This is a genomic window from Paramesorhizobium leguminum (assembly GCF_003217235.1).
In the GTDB taxonomy this organism is placed as follows: domain Bacteria; phylum Pseudomonadota; class Alphaproteobacteria; order Rhizobiales; family Rhizobiaceae; genus Paramesorhizobium; species Paramesorhizobium leguminum.
Window position 1 is genome coordinate 1 of sequence record NZ_QJTF01000010.1, and the last position, 23,586, is coordinate 23,586.

Annotated in this window: 16 protein-coding genes; 6 read left to right on the forward strand and 10 right to left on the reverse strand. The window is 62.0% G+C overall.

Features of this window, described 5'->3' with window-relative positions:
- Positions 1-8,849, reverse strand: an 8,849-nt coding sequence (locus C7477_RS09815; RefSeq protein ID WP_110751587.1) for a DUF7507 domain-containing protein, incomplete at its 3' end; no start/stop codon positions are given.
- 807 nt (positions 8,850-9,656) lie between these two features.
- On the opposite strand from C7477_RS09815, the gene C7477_RS09820 reads away from it, so the two are divergent.
- Together C7477_RS09820 and C7477_RS09825 are read left to right on the forward strand one after the other, a co-directional pair.
- Complete coding sequence (locus C7477_RS09820) at positions 9,657-9,911, forward strand: type II toxin-antitoxin system Phd/YefM family antitoxin (RefSeq protein ID WP_110751589.1); 255 nt, start codon at positions 9,657-9,659, stop codon at positions 9,909-9,911.
- The gene (locus C7477_RS09825) at positions 9,911-10,315 is read left to right on the forward strand and encodes a type II toxin-antitoxin system VapC family toxin (protein WP_110751591.1); all 405 of its coding nucleotides are present in this window, start codon (positions 9,911-9,913) and stop codon (positions 10,313-10,315) included. Before C7477_RS09820 ends, C7477_RS09825 begins: the two co-directional genes overlap by 1 nt.
- 12 nt (positions 10,316-10,327) lie before the next feature.
- Here C7477_RS09825 and C7477_RS09830 read toward each other — a convergent pair whose 3' ends face one another.
- Complete coding sequence (locus tag C7477_RS09830; protein ID WP_245411796.1) at positions 10,328-10,762, reverse strand: helix-turn-helix domain-containing protein; 435 nt, start codon at positions 10,760-10,762, stop codon at positions 10,328-10,330.
- Between the two features lie 333 nt (positions 10,763-11,095).
- Here C7477_RS09830 and C7477_RS09835 point away from each other — a divergent pair, with 333 nt between their 5' ends.
- Positions 11,096-11,410 (forward strand): hypothetical protein, encoded by a 315-nt coding sequence (locus C7477_RS09835; RefSeq protein ID WP_110751593.1) that lies wholly within the window; start codon positions 11,096-11,098, stop codon positions 11,408-11,410.
- 63 nt (positions 11,411-11,473) lie between these two features.
- Here C7477_RS09835 and C7477_RS09840 read toward each other — a convergent pair whose 3' ends face one another.
- The gene (locus tag C7477_RS09840) at positions 11,474-12,685 is read right to left on the reverse strand and encodes an MFS transporter (RefSeq protein ID WP_110751595.1); all 1,212 of its coding nucleotides are present in this window, start codon (positions 12,683-12,685) and stop codon (positions 11,474-11,476) included.
- Positions 12,686-12,804: 119 nt separating this feature from the next.
- Between C7477_RS09840 and C7477_RS09845 the strand changes: the two genes are divergently transcribed.
- Positions 12,805-13,410, forward strand: a complete 606-nt coding sequence (locus tag C7477_RS09845; protein WP_110751777.1) for a TetR/AcrR family transcriptional regulator — start codon at positions 12,805-12,807, stop codon at positions 13,408-13,410.
- 72 nt (positions 13,411-13,482) lie between these two features.
- Here the strand turns inward: C7477_RS09845 and C7477_RS09850 are convergent, their stop codons facing one another.
- The gene (locus C7477_RS09850; RefSeq protein ID WP_110751597.1) at positions 13,483-14,781 is read right to left on the reverse strand and encodes a PQQ-dependent sugar dehydrogenase; all 1,299 of its coding nucleotides are present in this window, start codon (positions 14,779-14,781) and stop codon (positions 13,483-13,485) included.
- Positions 14,782-14,902: 121 nt separating this feature from the next.
- On the opposite strand from C7477_RS09850, the gene C7477_RS09855 reads away from it, so the two are divergent.
- The gene (locus tag C7477_RS09855; protein ID WP_110751599.1) at positions 14,903-15,304 is read left to right on the forward strand and encodes a group III truncated hemoglobin; all 402 of its coding nucleotides are present in this window, start codon (positions 14,903-14,905) and stop codon (positions 15,302-15,304) included.
- Here the strand turns inward: C7477_RS09855 and C7477_RS09860 are convergent.
- From C7477_RS09860 to C7477_RS09875, 4 genes are all read right to left on the reverse strand, one after another.
- Complete coding sequence (locus tag C7477_RS09860) at positions 15,301-16,251, reverse strand: hypothetical protein (protein ID WP_110751601.1); 951 nt, start codon at positions 16,249-16,251, stop codon at positions 15,301-15,303. The genes C7477_RS09855 and C7477_RS09860 overlap by 4 nt on opposite strands.
- A gap of 228 nt (positions 16,252-16,479) precedes the next feature.
- The gene (locus tag C7477_RS09865) at positions 16,480-17,607 is read right to left on the reverse strand and encodes a coiled-coil domain-containing protein (protein WP_110751603.1); all 1,128 of its coding nucleotides are present in this window, start codon (positions 17,605-17,607) and stop codon (positions 16,480-16,482) included.
- A 298-nt stretch (positions 17,608-17,905) separates the two neighbouring features.
- Positions 17,906-19,123 carry a TIGR03862 family flavoprotein gene (locus tag C7477_RS09870; protein WP_110751605.1) on the reverse strand — a complete coding sequence of 406 codons (1,218 nt, stop codon included), beginning with the start codon at positions 19,121-19,123 and terminating at the stop codon, positions 17,906-17,908.
- Entirely contained in the window at positions 19,120-20,061 is a 942-nt protein-coding gene (locus C7477_RS09875) for an AraC family transcriptional regulator (RefSeq protein WP_425373548.1), read from the reverse strand. Before C7477_RS09875 ends, C7477_RS09870 begins: the two co-directional genes overlap by 4 nt.
- Before the next feature lie 149 nt (positions 20,062-20,210).
- On the opposite strand from C7477_RS09875, the gene C7477_RS09880 reads away from it, so the two are divergent.
- Positions 20,211-21,425, forward strand: a complete 1,215-nt coding sequence (locus tag C7477_RS09880) for an MFS transporter (protein ID WP_110751609.1) — start codon at positions 20,211-20,213, stop codon at positions 21,423-21,425.
- A 43-nt stretch (positions 21,426-21,468) separates the two neighbouring features.
- Here C7477_RS09880 and C7477_RS09885 read toward each other — a convergent pair whose 3' ends face one another.
- A complete protein-coding gene (locus C7477_RS09885) occupies positions 21,469-22,299 on the reverse strand; it encodes a glycosyltransferase family 2 protein (protein ID WP_146226086.1) in 831 nt (276 codons plus the stop codon).
- A 51-nt stretch (positions 22,300-22,350) separates the two neighbouring features.
- Positions 22,351-23,559: a chromate efflux transporter gene (gene chrA, locus C7477_RS09890; RefSeq protein WP_110751613.1), complete on the reverse strand. Its 1,209-nt coding sequence runs from the start codon at positions 23,557-23,559 to the stop codon at positions 22,351-22,353.
- Positions 23,560-23,586 lie beyond the last annotated feature (27 nt).

The following is a 23,586-nucleotide window of genomic DNA, read 5'->3' on the forward strand; positions in this document are numbered from 1 at the left end:
GGGTCGTTGACCGTCACATCAGACAGCGTCACCTTGCCGGCGTTCTTGACCGTGAAGCTGTAGGTCACCGTCTCGCCGAGGCTGTAGAGCGCATCAGCGCCATCCACCGCCGCCGACTTCTGGAGCGTCAGCGCTGCCGTCACGTCGGCATTGATCGTCGCCGCCGAAGGCTCGCTCACCGCATCGCTATTATCGGGCGTCTTGGCCGAGGCGGTGGCGACGTTGTCGATCCGCCCGGCGTCGATGTCGGCCTGGTCGGGCTGGTAGGTCGCGGTGAAGCTGACCGTCTCGCCCGGCAGCACGCTCGGATACGAGGCCGGGGTCAGCACCATGCCCTTGGCGGCGATCATCGGGTCGTTGACCGTCACATCAGACAGCGTCACCTTGCCCGCGTTCTTGACCGTGAAGCTATAGGTCACCGTCTCGCCGAGGCTGTAGAGCGCATCATCTCCGCTCACCGCCGCCGACTTCTGGAGCGTCAGCGAGGCCGTCACGTCCGCCTCGACGCTCGCCGCCGAAGGCTCGCTGACCGCATCGCCGTTATCGGGCGTCTTGGCCGAGGCGGTGGCGACGTTGTCGATCCGCCCGGCGTCGATGTCGGCCTGATCGGGCTGGTAGGTCGCGGTGAAGCTGACCGTCTCGCCCGGCAGCACCGCCGGATACGAGGCCGGGGTCAGCACCATGCCCTTGGCGGCGATCATCGGGTCGTTGACCGTCACATCAGACAGCGTCACCTTGCCCGCGTTCCTGACCGTGAAGCTATAGGTCACCGTCTCGCCGAGGCTGTAGAGCGCATCGTCTCCGCTCACCGCCGCCGACTTCTGGAGCGTCAGCGCTGCCGTCACATCGGCATTGACGCTCGCCGCCGAAGGCTCGCTCACCGCATCGCTATTATCGGGCGTCTTGGCCGAGGCGGTGGCGACGTTGTCGATCCGCCCGGCGTCGATATCGGCCTGCACGGGCTGATAGGTCGCGGTGAAGCTGACCGTCTCGCCCGGCAGCACGCTCGGGTAGTTGGCCGGGGTCAGCACCATGCCCTTGGCGGCGATCATCGGGTCGTTGACCGTCACATCAGACAGCGTCACCTTGCCGGCGTTCTTCACCGTGAAGCTATAGGTCACCGTCTCGCCGAGGCTGTAGAGCGCATCATCTCCGCTCACCGCCGCCGACTTCTGGAGCGTCAGCGCCGCCGTCACATCGGCATTGATCGTCGCCGCCGAAGGCTCGCTCACCGCATCGCTATTATCGGGCGTCTTGGCCGAGGCGGTGGCGACGTTGTCGATCCGCCCGGCGTCGATGTCGGCCTGGTCGGGCTGATAGGTCGCGGTGAAGCTGACCGTCTCGCCCGGCAGTACCGCCGGGTAGTTGGCCGGGGTCAGCACCATGCCCTTGGCGGCGATCATCGGGTCGTTGACCGTCACATCAGACAGCGTCACCTTGCCTTCGTTCTTCACCGTGAAGCTGTAGGTCACCGTCTCGCCGAGGCTGTAGAGCGCATCGTCGCCATCCACCGCCGCCGACTTCACCAGCGTCAGCGAGGCCGTCACGTCGGCATTGATCGTCGCCGCCGAAGGCTCGCTCACCGCATCGCTATTATCGGGCGTCTTGGCGCTCGCCGTGGCGACGTTGTCGATCCGCCCGGCGTCGATGTCGGCCTGGTCGGGCTGATAGGTCGCGGTGAAGCTGACCGTCTCGCCCGGCAGCACGCTCGGATACGAGGCCGGGGTCAGCACCATGCCCTTGGCGGCGATCATCGGGTCGTTGACCGTCACATCAGACAGCGTCACCTTGCCGGCGTTCTTCACCGTGAAGCTATAGGTCACCGTCTCGCCGAGGCTGTAGAGCGCATCATCTCCGCTCACCGCCGCCGACTTCACCAGCGTCAGCGCTGCCGTCACATCGGCATTGATCGTCGCCGCCGAAGGCTCGCTCACCGCATCGCTATTATCGGGCGTCTTGGCGCTCGCCGTGGCGACGTTGTCGATCCGCCCGGCGTCGATATCGGCCTGCACGGGCTGATAGGTCGCGGTGAAGCTGACCGTCTCGCCCGGCAGCACGCTCGGATACGAGGCCGGGGCCAGCACCATGCCCTTGGCGGCGATCATCGGGTCGTTGACCGTCACATCAGACAGCGTCACCTTGCCGGCGTTCTTGACCGTGAAGCTGTAGGTCACCGTCTCGCCGAGGCTGTAGAGCGCATCGTCTCCGCTCACCGCCGCCGACTTCACCAGCGTCAGCGCCGCCGTCACATCGGCATTGACCGTTGCCTCAGAGGGATCGCTGACAACCGGGTCGCCCGTGGGCGGCGTGCCGGTGGCGGTGGCAGTGTTCTTGACGAAGCCTGCGTCTATATCCGCCTGATCAGGGGTATAAATCGCCGAGGTGAAGGTGAATTTGCCGCCGGGGGCGAGGGTCTGCGGTTCCGGGGAAATCGCGACATTGGCTGCGGCCAGCATCGGGTCGTTCACGGTCACGCCCGAGAGCGTCACCTTGCCGGTGTTGGTGACGAGGAATGAATAGGTGACCGTCTCGTTCAAATCGAGCAGGCCGTCACCGTCGGCATCGTTCAGCTGAGGCGTCTTCACGATGGTCAGGCCGGGCATGAGGTCCGGCGGCACGGTCTCGTCATCAGGCTCGCTGACGAAATCAACCCCGCCCGGCGTCACGCCGGAGGCCGTGGCGACGTTCTTCACCTGGCCGGCGTCGATGTCTGCCTGGGTGGGCACATAATCCGGGGTCGCGGTGAAGGTGATTTCAGCGTTGGGCGCAAGCGTCTGCGGTTCCGGCGTCATGGTCATGCCGCGCGCCGCCAGCATCGGATCGTCGACGGTGACGTTCGCCAGCGTCACATTGCCGGTGTTCCTGACCAGGAACGTATAGGTGATGGTCTCGTCCGAATCGAGCTTGCCGTCGGCGTCCTTGTCGTTCAGCTTTCCCGTCTTCTCGATCTCGAGGCCGGGCGTCAGGTCCGGGGGAACCATCTCGGGGTCCTCCGGGCTCACCACATCCGCACCCTTGGGCGTCTTGCCGGTGGCCGTCGCCACATTCTCCACCTGGCCGGCATCGAGCTCGGCCTGTGATGGTTCATACTCCGCGGTCGCGGTGAAGGTGATCTTGTCGCCAGGCGCAAGCTTCTGCGGTCCCGGCGTCACCCCGATGCCCTTCGCAGCCAGCTTCGAATCGTCGACCGTCACGCCATCCAGCGTCACCTCGCCGTCGTTCTCCACCTCGAACGAATAGGTGATCGTCTCACCCGGATCGAGCAACTTATCGCCGTCGGTATCGTTCAGCTTGCCCGTCTTCACGATCTTCAGGCTGGGCCGGACATCGGGCGGGATGATCTCGGTCGAGTGGTCGCTTTCGATCGGGTCGCCCGCAGGCGGCGTGCCGGTGGCGGTCGCGGTGTTTTCCACCTGGCCGGCGTCGATATCGGCCTGGTCAGGCGTATAGGTGCCATGGAAGATGAAGATTCCGCCGGGCGCGAGCGTTTGCGGGGCCTCCGTGACCTTCACCAGGGGATCGTTGACCGTCACGCCGGTCAGCGTCACGTTGCCGGTGTTCTTCACCTCGAAGGTGTAGGCGATCGTCTCGCCCAGATCGAGCAGGCCGTCGCCGTCCTTGTCGTTCAGCGCGCCGGTCTTCTTGATCGTCAGCTTGGGGTCCTGGTCGTCATTGTAGATCGTGCAGATCGCGTTCTGGCCATTGACGAGCGCCAGCTCCGCCTTGTCCAGAATCTGCGCCGCGCCGCCATCGATGGAGCAGCTGTAAAGGCTCGGCACATAATCGGGCCGTGTGGTCTCGGCGAGCGTATAGGTGCCTTCGGGAACCGGGGCGTTGGTGATCGCGGGAGCGCCCATCGCCCCCTGGATGACAGTGGTGAGCGGAGCCTTGCCCGCGGCGCTGAGGGGGAAATCAACAGGGGTGGCGGTGCCGCCATTGTCGTTGATGACTTCCTTGCGCAGCGTCAGCTTCGGCTGGCAGATGGCGCCGGCGCTGATCTGGCCCATGAAAGCCTGGGCAGGCGCTCCCGACTTGACGTGAACGATGATCTCGTTCGCCCCGACCTTCCATGCGCCGTTCATAGAGCCGGCGGCAACGCCGGTTGCGTAAAAGCCGGCATAGAAATACGGGTCCGCCGTTCCAAAGTTCGAGCGGATGTTCTGCGCGGCGCCGTTCACCCAGACCTGGAAGACGGAATTATCCGCGTAATAGCTCATTTTCAGATCGAGGCTCTTCGGATCGACCGCCGGATCGAGATTGAAGCGGAAGCGATAGAAGATGTCGTTACTGACGTTATTGGGAACATGCATGGTGGTGGCGCTATGCGAAATCCAGTTCGCATTGCCGAAAGGCGATTTGATGTAACCGGCCGGCGGGGTGGATGCGACCGTTGCCCTGCCCCACCTCAGGCCGGCGGGCGGCGCACCCGGCACATTCGTGGTTGTCGTCGCGACTTCCCAATAGTCGTCCGTGCCGCTTGGCTTAAAGCCGCCGCGGCCATTATAGGCGGTGTTGAAATAGGCGCCTTCGGTCGAGCAGGAAATGGTGGGAGGTGAAACCGGCGTGTAGGGTGGTATCGGCGTCGTCACCGAACAATTGGTGCAATCCGCCGGCACATCGCCGCCGCTGATGAGATTGCGGATCTGCGAGACGCCGAGCGGAATGGGCGCGGCCACCGTCAGGTCGATTTCGACCTCGGCCACGCCGCCCGCCGGCACCTCCGGCACGGTCAGTTGCACGGTGGATGCGCCCGCCACCGGATCGGTGAAACCACCCGCGCCCTCGACGCGGGTCATGGTTGCGCCGTTGGGGATGTTTTCGATGAAATCGAATTCCCTGAAGGCCGCGCCGCTCACATGGGTGAGCGTCACCTTGTAGGTGAGCACTTCGCCGGGCTCGGCGATATTGTTGACGGTGATATTCTCGCCGATCAGTTCCTTCTTGACCTCGACGACGGGCCTTGCGTCCGGCGGCACGACTTCCGTGTCGGGCTCGCTGACGACAGGATCGCCTACGGGCGGCGTGCCGGTGGCGGTGGCCGTGTTCGTGACCTGACCACCCTCGATATCGGCCTGCACAGCCGTGTATGTGGCGGTAAAGGTCGCCTTGCCGCCGGGTTGCAGCGTCTGGGGTCCCGGCGTCACCGAGATGCTCGCGCGGGCAAGGAGATCGTCGTTCACGGTCACGCCGGTCAGCGGCACATTGCCGATATTCTCGACGAGGAACGAATAGCTGATCGTCTCGCCCTTATCGACATAACCGTCGAAATCCTTGTCGTTGAGCGTGCCGGTCTTTTCGATTTTCAGCTTGGGGTCCTGGTCGTCATTGACGATGGTGCAGATCGCGTTCTGGCCGTTGACGAGCGCCAGCTCGGCCTTGTCGAGAATCTGCGCCGCGCGGCCATCGATGGAGCAGCTGTAGGCGCTTGCGATGTAGCCGGGCTGGTTGACCTCGGCGAGCGTATAGGTGCCCGGAGGAACCGGGGCGTTGGTGACCGCCGCATTCCCCATCGCCCCCTGGATGACGTTCGTGAGCGGAGCCTTGCCAGTGGCGCTCAGCATGAAGTCCGCAGGCGTCAAAGTGCCCTTCTGGTCGTTGATGACTTCCTTGCGCAGCGTCAGCTTCGGCTGGCAGATGGCCGCCGAGGTAATTTGCGCCATGAAGCCGCCCGGGCCGCCGCCATTCTTGACGTCGATGGTGATCACGTTGAGGCCGGTCTTCCAGCCCTTGTTGAGAATGCCCTTGGCTTCCTGGCCGATCTTGTAAGCCGGAGAGGCCGAAATGTTCTGCGCTACGCCATTGACCCAAACCTGCGCCACAGTGTCATCGGCATAATAGCTCATTTGCAGGGCGAGAGACTTCGGATCTACCGCCGGGTCGAGGTTGAACTGGTATCTGTAGAAGAAGTCGGTTACGCCGGCGGGGTTGGCTGCGTTCGAGGCGACCGAAACCCAGGCCGCATTGTTATAGGGAGAAATGGCCCAGCCATTGGGGCCCGCGGGCGGATTGGTCACGATCGCCGCCGCGCCATAGTTGCCGGTCCGGCTTCCGACAGCCACCTGCCAGTAATTGTCATAGCCGGACCGCTTCACGCCGCCGGTGCCGTTGAAGCCGGTGTTGAAATAGGCGCCGGGCGTAGAGCAGGAAACCGTCTCGGGGAAATTGGGCGTATAGGGCGGGACGGGCGTCGTCACCTCGCATTCCACGCAATTCGCCGGCACGTCACCACCACTGACGACATTCTTGATCTGCGAAATGCCGAGCGGAATGGGCGCTGCCACCGTCAGGTCGATTTCGACCTCGGCCACGCCGCCGACAGGCACTTCCGGCACGGTCAGCTGCACGGTGGATGCGCCCGCGACCGGCGCGGTGAAGCCATCCGCGCCGCTGACGCGGGTCATGCTTGCGCCGTTGGGGATGTTCTCGATGAAATCGAATTCCCTGAAGGCCGGGCCGCTCGTATGGGTGATCGTGACCTTGTAGGTGAGCACCTCGCCCGGTTCGGCCACATTGTTGGCGGTGATGTTCTCGCCGATCAGCGCCTTCTTGACCGTCACCTTTGGGTCGCCAAGCTTGTCGGTGTCGGTGGCGCTGTTGTTGGAGGGGTCAAGGTCGGCCATATCAGCCGGCAAGGCGACGGCGGCCGTGTTGACGAGATCGCCGGTGAAATCGACCGGGATGCTCATCGTCACCGCATAGGTCACCGATGCGCCGACAGGCAGATCCGCCGTGGTATCCATCGCGCCCGATCCGCTGGCCGCGCTGCAAACGCCGCCGCCAGCGGCAGCCCCGCAGGTCCAGGCGGAAGCCGTTATGCCCGCCGGCAGCGGATCGGTGATGCGCGCGCCGGTAACGGCGGTGGGACCCTTGTTGGTGACGACCATAGTGTAGGTGACGTCCGTCCCGGGCGAGTATTCCGCCTGCCCGTCATCCTTGGTGATGGAAAGATCGGTCGCGGCCGAATTGGTGAAGACGCAGAGAATATCGGATTGCGGGCGCACATTCGCCGCCGGAATGGTCAGCGTTGGCGAAGCGAGGCTGCCGATGACGGTCGGGTTTCCGGTTGCGCCCGCATTGCGGTCCGTACAGACGGCATTGGCGAGGCTCCAGCCCGCAGGGACAACTTCGCTCAAGGTCATGGCGGTGCCGGGACGGGCGTAATAGCCAGTCGAGGAAACGGCGGTGCCGGCGGTTGTCGTGGTGAGCGTGGTGCTCGGGGCGGCGGCGCCGCTCGCCTGCACGACATTGGCCATGTTGAAGTTGAAAGCGCCGGTGCCGCCCTGAGTGAGCTTCCGCATGGTCACGCAGGATGGACGAGCAGCAAGCGCGTGGGCGATATGATCGCCGGCCTCGATATTGGTGGCGGTTATCGTGATGGATTTGACCGTATCGGCCGAATTTCCCCGCAGCCCGCCAGCCGCCTTCCATTGATTGGCCGCACGAACATAACCAAAAGCGCCCGTGGAGGCGGCGTAGGTCAGGTCGTTCATACCGGCCTGGTAGCCGGCGATGAGAGAAAAGTCAGCCGTGGTCGCCGTGCCACCCGTGCCCAGCGAGACCCTGATCGAAGGCAGCGTGCTCGGATAGGAGGCACCGCCGCCGACATCATGGACGTCAAACTGAATCCAGTTTGCCGGGACCGCTTCAGAGAAGGTCCAGGTTATCGAATAATTTCCGCCCATCGTTGACCAGGGGGAGGCCGTATTCCAGGTCCCGGTTCGCGCTACCGAGACGGTGGCGCCAAGCGGACCGAACGCGCCGCCCGAATTGGGGATAGGCGAGCAGGCGCCGGAAACGGGCGGCGCTGCGCGCGTGTCGGTATCGCTGGCGGCGTTGTTGGCAGTGTTGGTGTCGGTCACGCCAGCGGGCGCGGCTACCCGCGCCGTATTGGTGAGCGAACCGCTGAAGGTCGCGGAGATGCCCGTGCTCATCCGATAGGTGACGGAGCTGCCGGAAGGCAGGTTCGCCGTGGTGTTTATCGCGCCCGTGCCGCTCGGCGCGCCGCAAACAGCGCCTCCGGTGGCATTGCCGCAGGTCCAGTTGGCCGATGTGACGCCGGTGGGGAGCGGATCGCTGATCTCAGCGCCGGTTACGTCATTGGGGCCATTGTTGGAAACGACGATGGCGTAGGATGTGTCCATCCCCGGCGTGTAGGTGGTGACGCCATCGGTCTTGGTGATGGAAAGGTCTGCTTCGCAGTTCGCGTAAGCGTAGGTCGCGCGGAACTGGTCGGCAGTCCAGCCTTTTGGACCGGTGTGAAACGTCTCCAGCCAGAGGCCGGCGACCAATCTGCCGGCGGCGACATCGGCGGCAGGAACGGTACCCGTAACCGTCAGCCTCACCGACGTGCCTACCGGATGATCGAGGGTCGGGTCCGTTACAATCTCGGTGACGCCGTTGTCGCTGAAGAGGGAAAGCCTTCCGGAATAGCCGACCCCCGCCGCCGTCCCATTGTTTGTCACCCGCACGGAAACGGTGACGGTCGCCGTACCGTTGGTACAAGCCGACGGCGGCGCCTGCACTTTTGCCGCGACGCCGCGATAGGTCTGCACACCGTCCCCGCCAGAACCGTTCGGCTCGGACGGGAAGGCGCGCGCGCCGCCGGTCCACAAGGCGGCACCACCGCCCGAAAGCTGCCGATGCGCCGGAGGGGGATACTTGCCGGTCGGGACAGCGACATTGGTGAGCGCCAGATTTCCCGTCACCTGCGCCTGAACATCGCCGCTCCACAGCCCCGCCGTCGCGGTCACTGCAATCGCAAGCGCGGCTGGAAGCCGGTCGCGCAATTTCGCGGCTCCGGAAAGATAGCCGGCGAATTGGCGCGCTGACAGGATGGCGGTATGAAGCATGGTCGGTCCCTCGGATGCGAAACCACCCGGTGACCGCCGCCTTTTTCATGTCGCCTTCGAAGCCGCCGCTTGTCATTCGCTGCCGCTTCAAATGCCGACCAGGGCATATGGATCACCGGATAATATCACCGGGAGGGAAGACAGAGTCGCGAAGATGTGTATTTCAACATCCTACGGTTTCCATAAGCGATAACTGAAAAAGAAGCTTGGAATGAGCGCGAGGGTTAGAAAAAGGTTAATAACGGCGATGGGCGCCAGCGCCCCCTCTCGCCGTCATTCTCGGGCTTGTCCCGAGAATCTACCGTGGATTAATCTGTCAGGACGGTAATCGCTTATCTTCTTCTTATGGCAGATTCTCGGGACAAGCCCGAGAATGACGGCAGGGGACTATGCGGCCTCCCTTCTCAGCGTTTCAGTTGAGGCCTGACAAATTAGGCTACGGTAGATTCTCCGGGACATCCTCAGGCTTAACCCGAGGACTGAGAATGACGGCGAGAGGGGCGCTGTTTCAAGCTAGAGTATTTTACACGGAAACAGCTGTGCGCCCTTCACCCCCATGGTTCGAGGCTTCGCTTCGCTCCGCACCTCACCATGAGGGTGAAGGGACCGCAACGCCGCAGTAGCCCTCATGGTGAGGTGTGAATGGAGCGAAGCGGAATGAGCCTCGAACCACGAGGGCGCTCGGCGATTCCATTAAAACAAGAACCGCTCTAGTTCTGAGGCTCTAAAAGCTCCCTCCAGCTTGACACGGCAACCCACGGGTCTCATATTCAACTAGCTTGGCTAGCTATTTATGGAGAAACCCCAATGGAATGGCACCTGCAGGACGCGAAGAATCATTTTTCCAAGGTTGTGCAGAAGGCGCGCAATGAAGGACCGCAGGTTGTTACCTTGAGGGGCGAGCGCGCGGCGGTGGTGTTGTCTGCGGCTGACTATGATGCCCTCATCGGCAATCGTCCTGATATCATCGAGGACTTGCTTGCCGGCCCGGCATGGGACGACGAGTTGGCGGCATCCATCGATGCGCGGGCGAAGCTTCCGAGCCGCGGGAACATCTTCTGATGTATCTGGTCGACACAAATGTCATCTCGGAAGCGAGACGCGGAACGCCCGAGGCTGTCAACTGGCTAAAAGCCGCAGATCCGCAAACCATTCATCTCAGCACCCTCACCCTTGGCGAGATCATGCGGGGGATCGCCCTGAAGCAGAAATCCGATCCTGTTGCCGCTGGTCATCTTGCGGAATGGCTGCGCCGGCTCCGTCACCGGCATGCCGAACGCATTCTGCCTGTGACGGATCATATTTCGATCGAGTGGGGGCGTATAGCGGCCATGCGTCCGCGCGGCGACACAGACGGCTTGATCGCGGCAACGGCGATCGTGCATGATCTCGTGATCGTCACGCGCAATGTTCGTGACTTTGCCGACACCGGAGCCGACATCGTCAATCCGTGGACCCAGGAGTAAAGAGCCGCCGGCCTATTTCCGGTTGCGGATCAGAGACGGCGTCGCGCCCCTCAGCTTTTTCATGGCCGACGTCAGATGGCTCTGGCTGGAAAAGCCGCTGCGATAGGCCACTTCGGCGATTGGCATGTCGCGCTGGGTGAGCAGCCTTTCGGCATGGGCGAGGCGCATGTTGAGGAGATAGCCGTATGGCGCCTGTCCGAAGGTCTCGGTGAAGGCGCTGATGAAATGGCTGGGCGAAAGCTCGCAAATCTCGGCGAAATCAGCCACGGTCAGCTTTCGCGCAAGGTTCTCGCGCATGAAGGCCTGCACTTTCTTCGCATTATAGCGTGAAAGCCCGGTCTTGGGTTTCGCGGAAGATACATCCTCCGCGCAGTCGGGCGAGATCGGAAGATCGTCGCCCGGCGCCTCCTGGCGGTCGATATCCAGTATGTGATCTGCCGTCGTCACTTAATAATGACCCGCCCCGTTATTTGCCCGCATGAAGCACCAGAAAGCCGCCGGCAAACTGATTTGCCAGCTATATTGAACATTTGAGTACATTCGCATCAATTAAAAACAGGCAAAAAATTGGGCATTATGGGCCGATTTTGTGGGCAGTGGTGCAGAAATGTATACAATGCAACATTTGGGCAACATTTTAGCAACATTTGAACAAGGGAATAAGCGGCTTTCAGGGGATGAGCCGTTTCCCAATCTTATCCGCGATGCCTATAATGGCGGGAGATTCGATTTGTTCGATCAAGCTCGAGGGGGGCTCTGGGATTGAGGAGGGATGTTCGCATGGATTACAGCAAGCGCTTGATTACCGACGTGCAGATTACCGGATTGCAGCAGCATGAGGGTTATGACGGCACGACGGTGAGCGGCTCGGTCCGGCTGCAGCTTTCCGCCCATGATGGCAATGAATTCGGCCCTACCGCCACGATCGAGCTTGCAACGGACCTGACCGGGAACGCGACATTTCAGGATGTCGAACGCCAGCTGCTTGTGGCGGCGCTCGGCGTCCTTGGCCGTCTTGCCGCGCTCAGCCCCAAGGATGCGCACGCGGAACTACAGAAAAGCCGGTTCCGGCAGTACCTGTCCAAGACGCCGTAGAGGAAATTCCCACGCGCCAGGGAGCACGTGGGAATTTCCTGTATTCCCGGTATCGGCGCGGCGTTATGCGAAGGCCGTTTCAGGCGCGGTCGTTCTCGCCGGGCGCTGGAGTGTTCGGTACCCCATCAGCGCGACCGTCAGGGCGACGCCGCTCGCCGCCACGGAAATCCAGAACCCATTCCGGGCGCCATAGGCGTCGATGACATAGCCGGAAGCAAACGAGCCGATGGCCATGCCGATACCAATGCCGGTCATCGCCCAGGTGATTCCCTCCGTCAGCTGCGACGACGGCACCAGGCGTTCGATCAGGCCGAAAGCGGTGATGAAGGTGGGCGAAATCGACGCGCCGGCGAGAAACAGCAGCAGCGCCATGCTCCAGATGCTGCCGATCGTCAGGAGCGGCAAGGCTGTCAGCATCGCAACGCCGATGGCGAACAGGAACTGGCGCGAGAGGGGTATGGATAGCTTGAGCGTGCCGAAGACCAGCCCGACGAGCAGCGATCCGCCCGCATATCCGGCAAGGATGAAGCTCGCGGCGCCCTTGTGGCCCAACGCTTCGGAATAGGCGATGACGGTGACTTCCGCCGTGCCGAACATCGCGCCTATGGCGATGAGCGTGAGCGTCAGCACCTGCACGGCGCCGAGCCTTATGGCCGAGCGCCCGCCCCTTGTCTCTACGGGATGAACCGGCGGTTCCGTCGATTTCTGCGCCACGAAGAGCGCCGTACCGACAGCGAGGAATATCGTTGCCAGCAGCGGCCCCGCCTCCGGGAAGAGCGCGACGCTGAGGCCGATGGCAAACACCGAGCCCAACATATAGATCGCCTCGTCGAGGACGGATTCGAATGCAAAGGCCGTGTGGAGCTTCGGTGTATCCCGGTAGAGCGCGGACCAGCGCGCCCGCACCATGGCGGGCATACTCGGCATCAGGCCTGCAATGAAGGCGAAGAGGAACAGCAGCTCGTTGCGCCAGCCATAATGCGTGGTGAGAATAAGCCCCGCGAACGCCGCTACGGAGATTGCCGTCACCGGCGCCAGCACGCGGCTCTGGCCATAGCGATCCACCAGCCTCGATATCTGCGGCGACACGATGGCATTGGTCAGCGCGAAGGTGGCGGAAACGGCGCCGGCCAGCCAGTATTCACCATGGGTTTGCGACAGCATGGCCACCGTCCCCATGGTGACCATCGCAAGCGGCAGGCGGGCGAGGAACCCCGCCGAGGCGAAGGCCTTGGATCCGGGTGCTTTAAAAATTTCACTATAGGGATTGGACATTGCAGCAGTCCTTGATTCCGGTTGGGCGCCTCTGATATACGAAGCGTATGTAAACTAGGTAATTGCATACGTGACGTATGTCAATCGAGAATATACGCTGCGTATGGGAAAGGATGGCGATGGCACATAAACCTCGCAGCGAGATGATCGCGGAGACGCGGGCCAAGCTTGTTTCAGCGGCCCGCGCGGCCTTCGGCTCGAAAGGCTATGCGGAAGCATCGATGGATGATTTCACCGCTGCCGCCGGGCTGACGCGCGGCGCACTCTACCATCATTTCGGTGACAAAAAGGGCTTGCTGCAGGCGGTTATTGGCGAAATCGACGCGGAGATGAATGATCGGCTAAAGATCGTCTCGGCAAAAGCCGCCACCCCTTGGCAGGGCTTTGTCGATGAGTGCATCGCCTATATCGAGATGGCGCTGGAGCCGGAAATCCAGCGCATCGTGCTGCGCGACGGGCCGGCGGTTCTAGGCGATCCCACGGCATGGCCGACCCAGAACGCCTGCATCCGCTCCATGACCGGGAGCCTGCGAAATTTCGCCCAAGAAGGAACAATCGTGGCGGCCGACCCGGAAGCGATGGCGCAGCTGATCAATGGCGCGACGCTGAACGCCGCCCTGTGGATCGCCAATGCGCCGGATCCTGAAACGACATCGAAGAAGGCGGTCGAGGCCACCCGATTTTTGCTGGAGGGGTTGTTGGTGAAGAAAGGGAGTAGGGAGTAGGGAGTAGGGAGTAGGGAGTAGGGAGCTTCTATTTCCCCATTCCCTATTCCCTATTCCCTATTCCCTATCTCACTATTTTCCCGTCACCCGCCAGATCACATCGCCCACATCGTCGGCGACAAGCAGCGAGCCATCCGGGCCGATGGCGACGCCGACCGGGCGGCCATGGGATTCCTTCTCGTCCTCGGAAAGGAAGCCGGTCAGGATATCCCGCGCGGGTCCGGCGGGGCGGCCATTCTCGAACGGCACGAACACCACCCGGTAGCCGCTCAGTTTGCTGCGGTTCCAGGAGCCATGCTGGCCGATGACCATGCCATCAGGGAAACCGGGCAGTGTGCCGGCCGGCATCCAGCAAAGGCCGAGCGAGGCGGTGTGTCCACCCAGCGCGAAATCAGGCTTGATCGCCTTGGCGACCATGGCCGGGTCCTGCGGTACGCGGTCGTCCACGATCTGCCCCCAATAGCAATAGGGCCAGCCGTAAAAGCCGCCGTCTTGCACCGAGGTGAGATAATCGGGTGGCGTCTCGTCGCCCAGGCCGTCGCGTTCGTTGACCACTGTCCAGAGCGTGCCGGTCGTTGGCTCCCACGCGGTGCCGACGGGGTTGCGCAAGCCGGAGGCGAAGATGCGGGTTATGCCTGTCTCAACGTCCAGCTCGTGAATCGCCGCCCGGCCCTCCTCCGCTTCCATGCCTTCATCGCCAATATTGCTGAGCGAACCGACGCCGATGTAAAGCTTCTTGCCATCCGGGCTCGCCAGCAGGCTGCGTGTCCAGTGACCGCCGGGCTTCAAATCGTTGAGCTTCTTGCCCGCCGCATCGATGCGGGTCTCACCCGTCTTGTATGGAAACGCCACCACGCCATCGGTATTGCCGACATAGAAAATATCGCCCAGCAGTGCCATGCCGAAAGGCTGGTTCTGGCCGCCGAGAAACACGTCGCGCGTTTCGGCCACGCCATCACCGTCTGCGTCACGCAACAGCGTGATACGGTTTGCGCTTTCGCCCACCGCGCCGGCGCGCTTCATGGTGGTATATTGCGCATAGTCGAAAACCGACTTGATGCCCCCCGGTGTGCTCAGCGCCTCCGCCGTCAATACATCGCCATTGGGTAGTACATGGATCCAGCGCGGATGCTTCAGGCCGCGCGCGAAGGCGTTCACCTTCAGCCCCGGGGCGGCGACCGGAGTCTCGTCTTCCGCCCAGCCTTTGGCGGTCGGCATTTTCAGCGTGGGGATGCCCTGCGGCTTGGCGGGCGGAATGGCCGGCGTATTGCCGAAAGCCTGAACCTTTGGTCCGTCCTTCCCATGCCGGAGGTAGATTGCCACCTCCCCGACAGCCGCCACGATGCGCGCGAAAATATCCGACAAGCCCATTGGTCCACCCTTTTTATCCGATGGCACACCTTAAGAGATGCACCGTCGGAAATCCAGCGGTTGGCTCGACAAGGCAAGCCGGCGGACGTAAAGAAAAGAAGTGAACCTCAAGGGAAACCCGATGCCTGATAGCCTGCCCACGGAAATGTCGGAAACGCTTGTCGAAAGGCTGGTTCATAGCTTCTACGCCCGCGTCCGCAAGGATGCCCTCCTGGGGCCGATTTTCGATGCGCGGATCGGCGAGCGCTGGGACGCTCATCTCGCCAAGATGGTGGATTTCTGGTCATCGGTCGCGCTGACAACCGGCCGCTACAGCGGCAGGCCGCATGCGGTGCACCATGGTCTCGACCTCGAACACGCGCATTTCCAGCATTGGCTGGCGCTGTTCGAGACAACCGTGGCCGAGACTTGCGAAGGCCAGGCCGCCGCCTTCTTCATCGACCGCGCCCACCGCATCGCCGCCAGCCTGGAGATCGGCCTCAATATCGGGCCGAATGCGTTGCATCTGCCGCCTCGCGGCTAGCTATTTCTTAGCCAGGGCGTCTCGGCACTCCAAAAAATAATATCTGCTCCCAGATAATCGGACGCGAAGCGGGCGAATTCCTGCCTGGTAAAAGGCTTGCCGGTCGCCGGGTTTTTGTAGGTCAGCGTCGCCTCCTGGACGGCCAAGGCCACCAGATCGAGCTTGCTTTTATAGCGGTGGAAGAACGGATAGGAATTCTTCATTTGCGCCTTGTTGAACGGCACGATATCAGGGCCGCCGAGGCCAATCCTGTGCGAAGCCGCATATTTGAACAGCCGCCCCATATAGTCGTGATCGTTATCCCATTCGCATGGCCAGAAGTTCACATACTGGACGACATGCGATTTGCCGAAGGCCGCCCGCGCCACTTTCAGGTTCTGCATCTCGGCATCGAAGTAAGCGTCGCAGCTAAAACCGGACTTATCGTGCTTCTGGTCAACATCGGCGGCCGTTTCAGGCAGATTCACACCGAAAACCTTGCCATCGAACTTTTCAGCCAGAGCCTTGAGGAGCGCTTGATAACGCACGCGCACGGAAGGGTTCCACTGCATCGCCACCCAGCCGTGGCCAACCGGCTTGCTCTCACCGGGATTATCGACTTGTGCAACAAGGGCGCCGCCATATTGCGGGTCTGTCAGGAGATAATCCGGCACGTTTCTCGCTTCGGGCGAAAAGAACCGGTCCTGAATCTGGATGAAGAGTTTTTTGTGCGCGGCATCGGCGGCGGCAAGGTCCTGCTCGATGCTTGAGAAATCATACTGGCCCTTGGCCGGTTCCAGCGACTTCCAGCTATAGACGACCTGCACGCCATCGATATCCGGGCGTTGCAGGAGCGCCGACGATTTTTCGAGGTCGCCTGATCCCATATAGAGAAAATTCGCCGGCGCGCCTGCAGCCGGCGCGCACAGGATCAGGAAAGCGATCGCACCTGACAGGACCGGTTTCATGCTTCCAGAAAACAGCCCGCGAGAGGCAGAATTATGACCATCCGGGCCGGCCATCGGTGCTCAATCCGAAGCAGGCCGCCAAGACTATTCCAGCTCTCTCATCGAATAGTCTCGCGCAAGACCGGGCCAGCCATAAACCTTATGTCCGCATGGACAGGGCATATCTTGCGTCGCGGGGCGCCCTGCCCGAACCGATCGATCCAGGGTCTTGCGCGTTCTGCCTCACTATCAGCTGTTCCGATCTCTGACGGGAAGCCGAACGACCTGATTGGCCGGAACGGTTTCCGACGCTTCGTCCTTCGGCTCCTTCAACTCCGGGCCAACTGCTTCTTCAGGCAAAATCTCGCCTTCATCCGGCTCCCACTCGAGATTGATCGTCCTCGATGCCTCGTCCGACATCAGCTTGCGGATCGATTCCTGGAGATGGCCGATATGCTCATACGCCTTGTCCGTCTTCGCCCGCTGGTTCACGAGAAGCCGCTGCACCAGCACGACCTTGCCGCGTAGCGCCATTTCGGCATTCTCGGCATTGGTCTTCTTGGCGCGCAGGGTCTGGATTTCCGTTTCGTACTGCTCGATAAGGCGGCGAAGTTCCTTCTCTTTGCCGCGGTTTTCGCGCTGCGCCTCTTCCAGCTCGTGCCGGCTGCGCGCCAGCAGTGCCTCGGCCTGGGCGCGGGCGGTTCGTTCGATCGTGCCATCCTCCAGCGCGCGCTCGAGTTCCAGTTCACGCGTGGCAAGATTGCCTTTCACCACGCCATGATCGTTGAGTACCTTGGCGATCGCCCTCTTCGCCTGGAAATATTCGGCTTCGAGCTTGGCGAGACGTGAGCGCATCGTCTCCCTGTCGTGTTCGATCTCGCTCCGCTTGCGCTTTTCGTAGGTAAGATCGCCATCCCTTTCCTGAATATCGGCAAGCGCCTTCTCCAGGTCGATCTTCAAAGTCTTGATGGCATTCTTGTCGTTCGATTCGCGCTCGGATGCCGCGTCTACCTGCTCGCGCAGTTTCGTGCTGAGGGACCGGTAATGCTCGAGTTCCGCCAGAGCCTTGCTGACCTGTTCCTTGAGCCGCGCCTGTTCGGACTCCAGTATCCGGTTGCGCTTGTCATCGATCGAATGTTCGTCCTTGAGCCGGGAAACCATGGGATGCAAGGTCGCCACTTGAGTGGCCAACTGCGACACGTCCCGGCCCATCTTGGCAAGGCTGCGTTCATATTCTTCCTGGAGCGCAAGCGAGACCTGCTGCACCGAATCAAGCAGCACGCCGAGGTCGTTTTCTTCCTCTATCGCTGCGGCCGATGGCTTCTTTCCACCCCAGCCGATTATCCGCATAACCCGGTTGCCGTTCGCCGTCTCCATTTCAACGCCCCTTAAGATCGATCTTCGCCAGTTGCCGTAACGCGCTTAAATAAGAATTTGAGCAATAGCAGATCGACACTTCCGTCGAAAGACCGGCGTTGCCACACCATGGTAGAAAAGCCTTTCCGGATGCCGAGTTGTTTCAATGAACTGTGGAAACATCGTCTACAGGCATTGATGCCCATCTTTCCCGCGAAGGAAAGGGCCACCGTGCTGCGACGAACGGTCGCTCGCCTATCCGAAAATCAACCGGACAGTGAACGGATTCTCGTGGCTGGAAGCGGTCGCCATGGTTCGGTCAATGGGTGGATGACCCAAGCCACGCATGGAGGCCCCTCGCCGCGGCCTTGCCCGTGGCGAGACAGGCGCTCAGGAGATAGCCACCGGTCGGTGCTTCCCAATCCAGCATCTCACCGGCGGCAAATACGCCGGGTAGCGCCTTGAGCATGTAACTCTCATCGATGCTTTCCAAGGAGATGCCTCCCGCCGAGGAGATGGCTTCCCCAATGGGGCGGGGCCTGAGAACGGCAAGCGGCAATGACTTTATGGCGCGCGCAAGCTGTTCGGGCCCGGCCGTGGCGGCCTGCGGCATGATTTCCCGCACCAATGCGGCCTTGACGCCTTCCAGACCCGCGCCCTTGCGCAGGCGGGTGGAGAAGCTGGCCTTGGCATCCTGCCGGGCAAGATCGCGCGCCAGCCGTTCCACCGTCCGGCCCGGCGCAAGATCGAGTTCGAGCACGGCGCTGCCATCTTGATCGAGCCGGTCCCTTAAAGCTGCCGCGTGCATATAGACGAGGCCACCCTCGACGCCATTGCGCGTGATGACGAACTCGCCCCGAAACGATCCCGCATCCGAGACGGCGGTAACGGATTTTACCGGAGCGCCGGCAAAGCGCTCCCCAAAATTTTCGCTCCAGCCGATATCGAAGCCGCAATTGGCGGGGCGAAGATCATTGATCTCGACGTCCCTTTCCTTCAGCCAAGGCGCCCAGGCGCCGTCCGATCCAAGTCTGGGCCAGCTCGCGCCGCCTAGGGCAAGCAGCACAGCGTCGCTCGTCACGGTCTTCACGCCATCAGGCGTTTTGAAAACCAGGCTACCCTCGTCAAAACCCTCGAAGCGGTGGCGCATGAGAACTTTGACGCCCTGCCCTTCAAGCCGCTTGAGCCACGCCCGCAGGAGCGGCGAGGCCTTCATCATCTTCGGAAAAACCCGGCCCGACGACCCGGTGAAGGTTTCGATGCCGAGCCCCGCCGCCCAAGCCTGGATATCTTCAGGCGTGAAGCCATCCAAGGCGGCGCGCAAGCGATCCGAGGCCGCGCCGAAGCGCGTCAGAAAGCGGGCGTGATTCTCGGCATGGGTGATATTGAGGCCGGATTTCCCCGCCAGCAAAAACTTGCGACCGACCGTCGGCATCGCGTCATACACCGTCACGCTGTGCCCGAGCGCGGACAATGTTTCCGCAGCCATCAGTCCGGCAGGCCCCCCGCCGATGATGGCGATTTCTTTGCCGGTCATGAATGCTGCTCCGCCGGATTCAATGCCGCGCGAACAGCGCCCGGCGCTTGCCCGATCACGCGCTTGAAGGCCCGGCTGAAAGCCGCCTGCGAGCCATATCCCAGACGATGCGCCACGCTTTCGATGGGCAGCTTTTCGCGTCCGATCCATTGCGCGGCAAGTCGCATTCGCAGCTCCGTCAGATAACGCACCGGCGACATGCCGGTCATTTCAAGAAAACGCTCGGCGAAGACCGAGCGGGAGCTTCCCATCTCGGCGGCCAGTTCAGCGACCGTCCAGTCGCGGCCTGGCTCGCGATGCAGCGCCGCGATGACCCGGCCAAGCTTGGGATCGCGCAACGCATTCACCCATCCGGTCGCGTCGCCGCAGCCGCATTCCACCCAGCCCCGGACGATGGATGCGGAAACCACATCGGCAAGCCGCGCCAATATGCCGGCATAGCCCGCCCGCTCCATGCGCGCCTCGCGCTCCATTGCCTCCAGCATCGGCAAAATTTCCGGCTCCCGGCCAAGCAAGGTGCCGACATGCATCATCTCAGGCATCACCGCCACCAGTGGCTGCATGGCCCCCAGATCGAAATCCATGCAGCCGCTGAAGATCAGCGCATCTTGCGAGCGACAGGTCGTCTCGCAGCAGGATTTGATCGCGCCGACCGTCTCGCAAAGCGGAACCGCCTCATAGGTGACGATATCGCGGCTTGGCAGATCCGGCGCCGACAAAAGCTCGTGCCGCCCGCCGCGAGGCAGGAGCACGGCGTCATGCGTTTCGAGCCTCTGCTCGCTTCCATCGGCGGTACGCAGAATTACCGGGCCACGCGCCACGAAATGAAATTGCGCCCGCCCTTCGACGGTGCCGATCCCAATGCCGAAGGGCGGCGTCATCTGTATGCGCCGGTAGTTCAGCCCATTGAGCCGCATCCCCAAAAGCAGTTCGCTCACCAGATCGCTTGGTGGAGTTAGCTGCGATTGTACGCGCGAGACAGATCGATTTTCGGACGTATGATCAAGCATTCCGGATTTATTGGCATAGATCGTCCGTCCTGTCCATCCTATTGTGCTGCAACGCACAAATTCCGGAAGGACAACAAATGGACGGCTCAGTAGTAACACCACGATCAGCACAGGAGGCGGCACGGGAAACACCCGCCTGGGGGGCGGTCATCTCGATGACGCTTGGCGTCTTCGGTTTGGTCACGGCGGAATTCCTGCCCGCGAGTCTCCTGACACCGATGGCCGCCGAACTCCGTATTACGGAAGGCGCCGCCGGGCAAGCCGTGACGGCAACCGCAATCGTCGCGCTGATAACCAGCCTTCTGATTGCCGCCACCACCCGGCGAATCAACCGGCGTCACCTGCTCATGGGTTTTTCGGTCATGCTGATCGTATCCAACCTGCTGGTGGCCTACGCCCCTAGCCTGCCGTTTCTGATTGCCGGCCGCGTACTTCTCGGCATTGCGCTGGGCGGATTCTGGACCATGGCGGCGGCTATCACCATGCGGCTTGTTCCCGATGCGCTCATTCCGCGCGCGCTATCCATCCTTTTCAGCGGTGTTTCCGCCGCCACGGTGCTTGCCGCTCCGGTCGGCAGCTATCTCGGCGACATTCTGGGCTGGCGCGGTGTCTTTCTGATCGCGGCGGGTCTCGGACTTGTCACGCTCGTTGTCCAGTTCGCCGCGCTTCCCTCGCTTGCCCCCACCGGCATCGCGCGCCTTCGCACCCTTATCGATGTGTTGAAACGTCCGGGCGTCGGCCTTGGCATGATCGCCATCGCGCTGGTCTTTACCGGGCATTTTGCCTTGTTCACCTATATCCGCCCGTTCCTTGAGACGGTGACGGGAGTCGGCATCGCCTCCATCTCCGCCATCCTGCTGGGCTTCGGCATCGCCAATTTCCTCGGCACCTATCTGGGTGGCATAATGCTTGAGCGGAACCTGCGCCTCACGCTGCTGCTCATGCCCTTGACGATGGGCATTCTCGGGCTAGGCCTCGCTGTCTCGGGCAGCACTCCGCTCGCCCACGCGGCCATGGTCGCCCTCTGGGGTCTTGCCTTCGGCGCCGTGCCGGTCGCCTGGTCGACCTGGATCACCCGCACCATCCCCGACGAGGCTGAAACCGGCGGCGGTCTCTTCGTCGCCGCCATACAGCTCGCCATCGCGATGGGAGCCGCGCTCGGCGGCGCCCTGTTCGACGCGGGCGGAGCCACCGGCGTCTTCACGGCAGGCGGCGGCATCCTTCTCGCGGCGGCGCTGATGATCGGGGTTGGCGTACGCGCGCGGAGCACAGTAGCCACGGCATCGGCTTAAAAGGGAGCAAACCGGCGAGCGGAACCGACCGCTCGCCGGTGTTTCAGGCAGACAATAATTCCGCCGACGGCTGCCAGATACCGTAGGTGCGCCGATAATAATCCACGCAGGCCTGGTTCGCCGCATGCCGGTCATGGTCTTCGTGAACCAGTGCCATCAACGCGGCGACACGCCGGTTGGGCCGGTCGAACCGGCGCGGGGCGTCGGCATTGAGCCAGATTGGAATTCCATTCGCCTCCAGATGGCCGGAGAGCCAGTAGTCGTCCACAGTCCACAAGATGTTCGGTATTTCGAAGACGGACTCAGAAAAAAAGGCGGACTTGACCATCACTCCGCTGACACCGAGAAACACATCGCAATATCCGCTGCCGGAATATTTTGACGCCCGCCTTTGACGGTGCTTGAGCATCGATGAAAGCCGGAACCGCCAATTGTGCGTATCAGCTCCCATCCGCGGCAGGCGATCGCGCGGGCGGCTGGCAATATTTATGTCGGGCAGGTCTTTTCCCGCTTCCGCGATACAGACGTCAGGCATGGTTTTGCGAACCGTAGCGAATCTGTGCGACCACGAAGCATCATAGACCACATCGTCATCGCAAAAGAGAATATCGACATCGCGCCCCGCGAATTCCCTGATCGCGGGGAGAATTTTCGTCGCCGGCCCAAGATCGTCGGGCGTTCGCCGGATCAAAACACCTAATGGCACAGATGGAAGTTCACCCGTCCATTCGGGAAAGCGCCGATAACGCTGGGGGATGTAAAGAATAATCTGATCTACGGCAAGTTTCTGATTCAGAATAGAAACAAGCGTTTTTCCCACGCTGCCGAAACGCGGTGGTATAGTCGATAATGTTATGATCATTTTATAGGCCACTTCGCTGGGCGCCGGCTGCACAATAGTGCTTATACTTCAACCGCGTTCGGGTCACAAGCCAATCAGGATACCGCCTATCGCGCCGACGAGCACGACAATCCATGGCGGGCATTTCCAGACCATGAGCAGGACGAAGCATGTGAGCGCGAGCGCGAATTCATATGGTCCGGTGATCGCGCTGGTCCAGACGGGATCGTAAAGGGCGGCGCCGAGAATGCCGACGACCGCTGCATTGGCCCCGCGCATCAGCGCCTTTGCGCTCGCCCGCGAGCGCAACGCATCCCAGAACGGGATGACGCCGATGAGCAGAAGAAAGCCCGGCAGGAAGATCGCGGTGAGCGCGATAGCCGCACCAAGCAGGCCGTTCGGCCCCGGATTCAGGATGGCGCCAAGATAGGCGGCGAAGGTGAAGAGCGGCCCCGGCACGGCTTGCGCCGCGCCATAGCCGGCGAGGAACCGGCTCTCCGACACCCAGCCGGAGCGCACGATTTCCGTTTCAAGCAGCGGCAGGACGACGTGGCCGCCGCCGAACACCAGCGATCCGGCGCGATAGAAAGCATCGAAAACGCCTAGCCCCTGCGAAAATGCAAGGAACGGCAAGCCGATAAGCAGGACGAAGAACGTAACAAGCGACAGCGCGCCTACGGCACGCGAGACGGGAAAGCGCAGATGTCCGGCAATTGCTTCATCGGGAACGCGGCATAGCCACAGCCCCGCAAGCGCCCCCATGGCAATTGCCTCTACCTGCCCGAGCGATCCCGCAACGAGTACCGCAAGAAGCACGGCAGCAAGCGCGATACTGGCGCGGGTTTTATCCGGACAAAGAGTTTTCGCCATGCCGAAGACCGCTTGCGCCACGATGGCGACGGCAACGACCTTCAGCCCATGAATCGCACCCGCACCGATCGGGCCGCCGAACAGATCCGCGCCGAGGGCGAAGAGGACCAGCAAAATCGCCGAAGGAAGGGTAAAACCGACAAAAGCCGCAAGGGCGCCAAGCGGACCGCCGCGCAGAAGGCCGAGCGCGAAGCCTGTCTGGCTCGATGCAGGGCCGGGCAGGAACTGGCACAACGCGACGAGATCGGCATAGCCCTTTTCGTCTATCCAGCGGCGGCGCACCACCAGTTCATCGCGAAAATAGCCCAGATGCGCGATCGGACCGCCGAAGGAGGTCAGCCCCAGTTTTAGAAAAGCGATAAAGACTTCCGCCGCGCGCGCGCCTCGCCCAGGATTGCTTTCCGCCAGTGCCGCGTCGTCCATGTTGTCCTACCCATTGCTTCGAGGCAG

Bases quoted from the DNA above. Each gene is read 5' to 3' on its own strand.
- C7477_RS09865 (WP_110751603.1), bottom strand. From the start codon at position 17,607: ATGGAGACGGCGAACGGCAACCGGGTTATGCGGATAATCGGCTGGGGT.
- C7477_RS09820 (WP_110751589.1), top strand. From the start codon at position 9,657: ATGGAATGGCACCTGCAGGACGCGAAGAATCATTTTTCCAAGGTTGTG.
- C7477_RS09845 (WP_110751777.1), top strand. From the start codon at position 12,805: ATGGCACATAAACCTCGCAGCGAGATGATCGCGGAGACGCGGGCCAAG.
- C7477_RS09855 (WP_110751599.1), top strand. From the start codon at position 14,903: ATGCCTGATAGCCTGCCCACGGAAATGTCGGAAACGCTTGTCGAAAGG.
- C7477_RS09870 (WP_110751605.1), bottom strand. From the start codon at position 19,123: ATGACCGGCAAAGAAATCGCCATCATCGGCGGGGGGCCTGCCGGACTG.
- chrA (WP_110751613.1), bottom strand. From the start codon at position 23,559: ATGGACGACGCGGCACTGGCGGAAAGCAATCCTGGGCGAGGCGCGCGC.
- C7477_RS09850 (WP_110751597.1), bottom strand. From the start codon at position 14,781: ATGGGCTTGTCGGATATTTTCGCGCGCATCGTGGCGGCTGTCGGGGAG.
- C7477_RS09840 (WP_110751595.1), bottom strand. From the start codon at position 12,685: ATGTCCAATCCCTATAGTGAAATTTTTAAAGCACCCGGATCCAAGGCC.
- C7477_RS09825 (WP_110751591.1), top strand. From the start codon at position 9,911: ATGTATCTGGTCGACACAAATGTCATCTCGGAAGCGAGACGCGGAACG.
- C7477_RS09835 (WP_110751593.1), top strand. From the start codon at position 11,096: ATGGATTACAGCAAGCGCTTGATTACCGACGTGCAGATTACCGGATTG.
- C7477_RS09880 (WP_110751609.1), top strand. From the start codon at position 20,211: ATGGACGGCTCAGTAGTAACACCACGATCAGCACAGGAGGCGGCACGG.
- C7477_RS09860 (WP_110751601.1), bottom strand. From the start codon at position 16,251: ATGAAACCGGTCCTGTCAGGTGCGATCGCTTTCCTGATCCTGTGCGCG.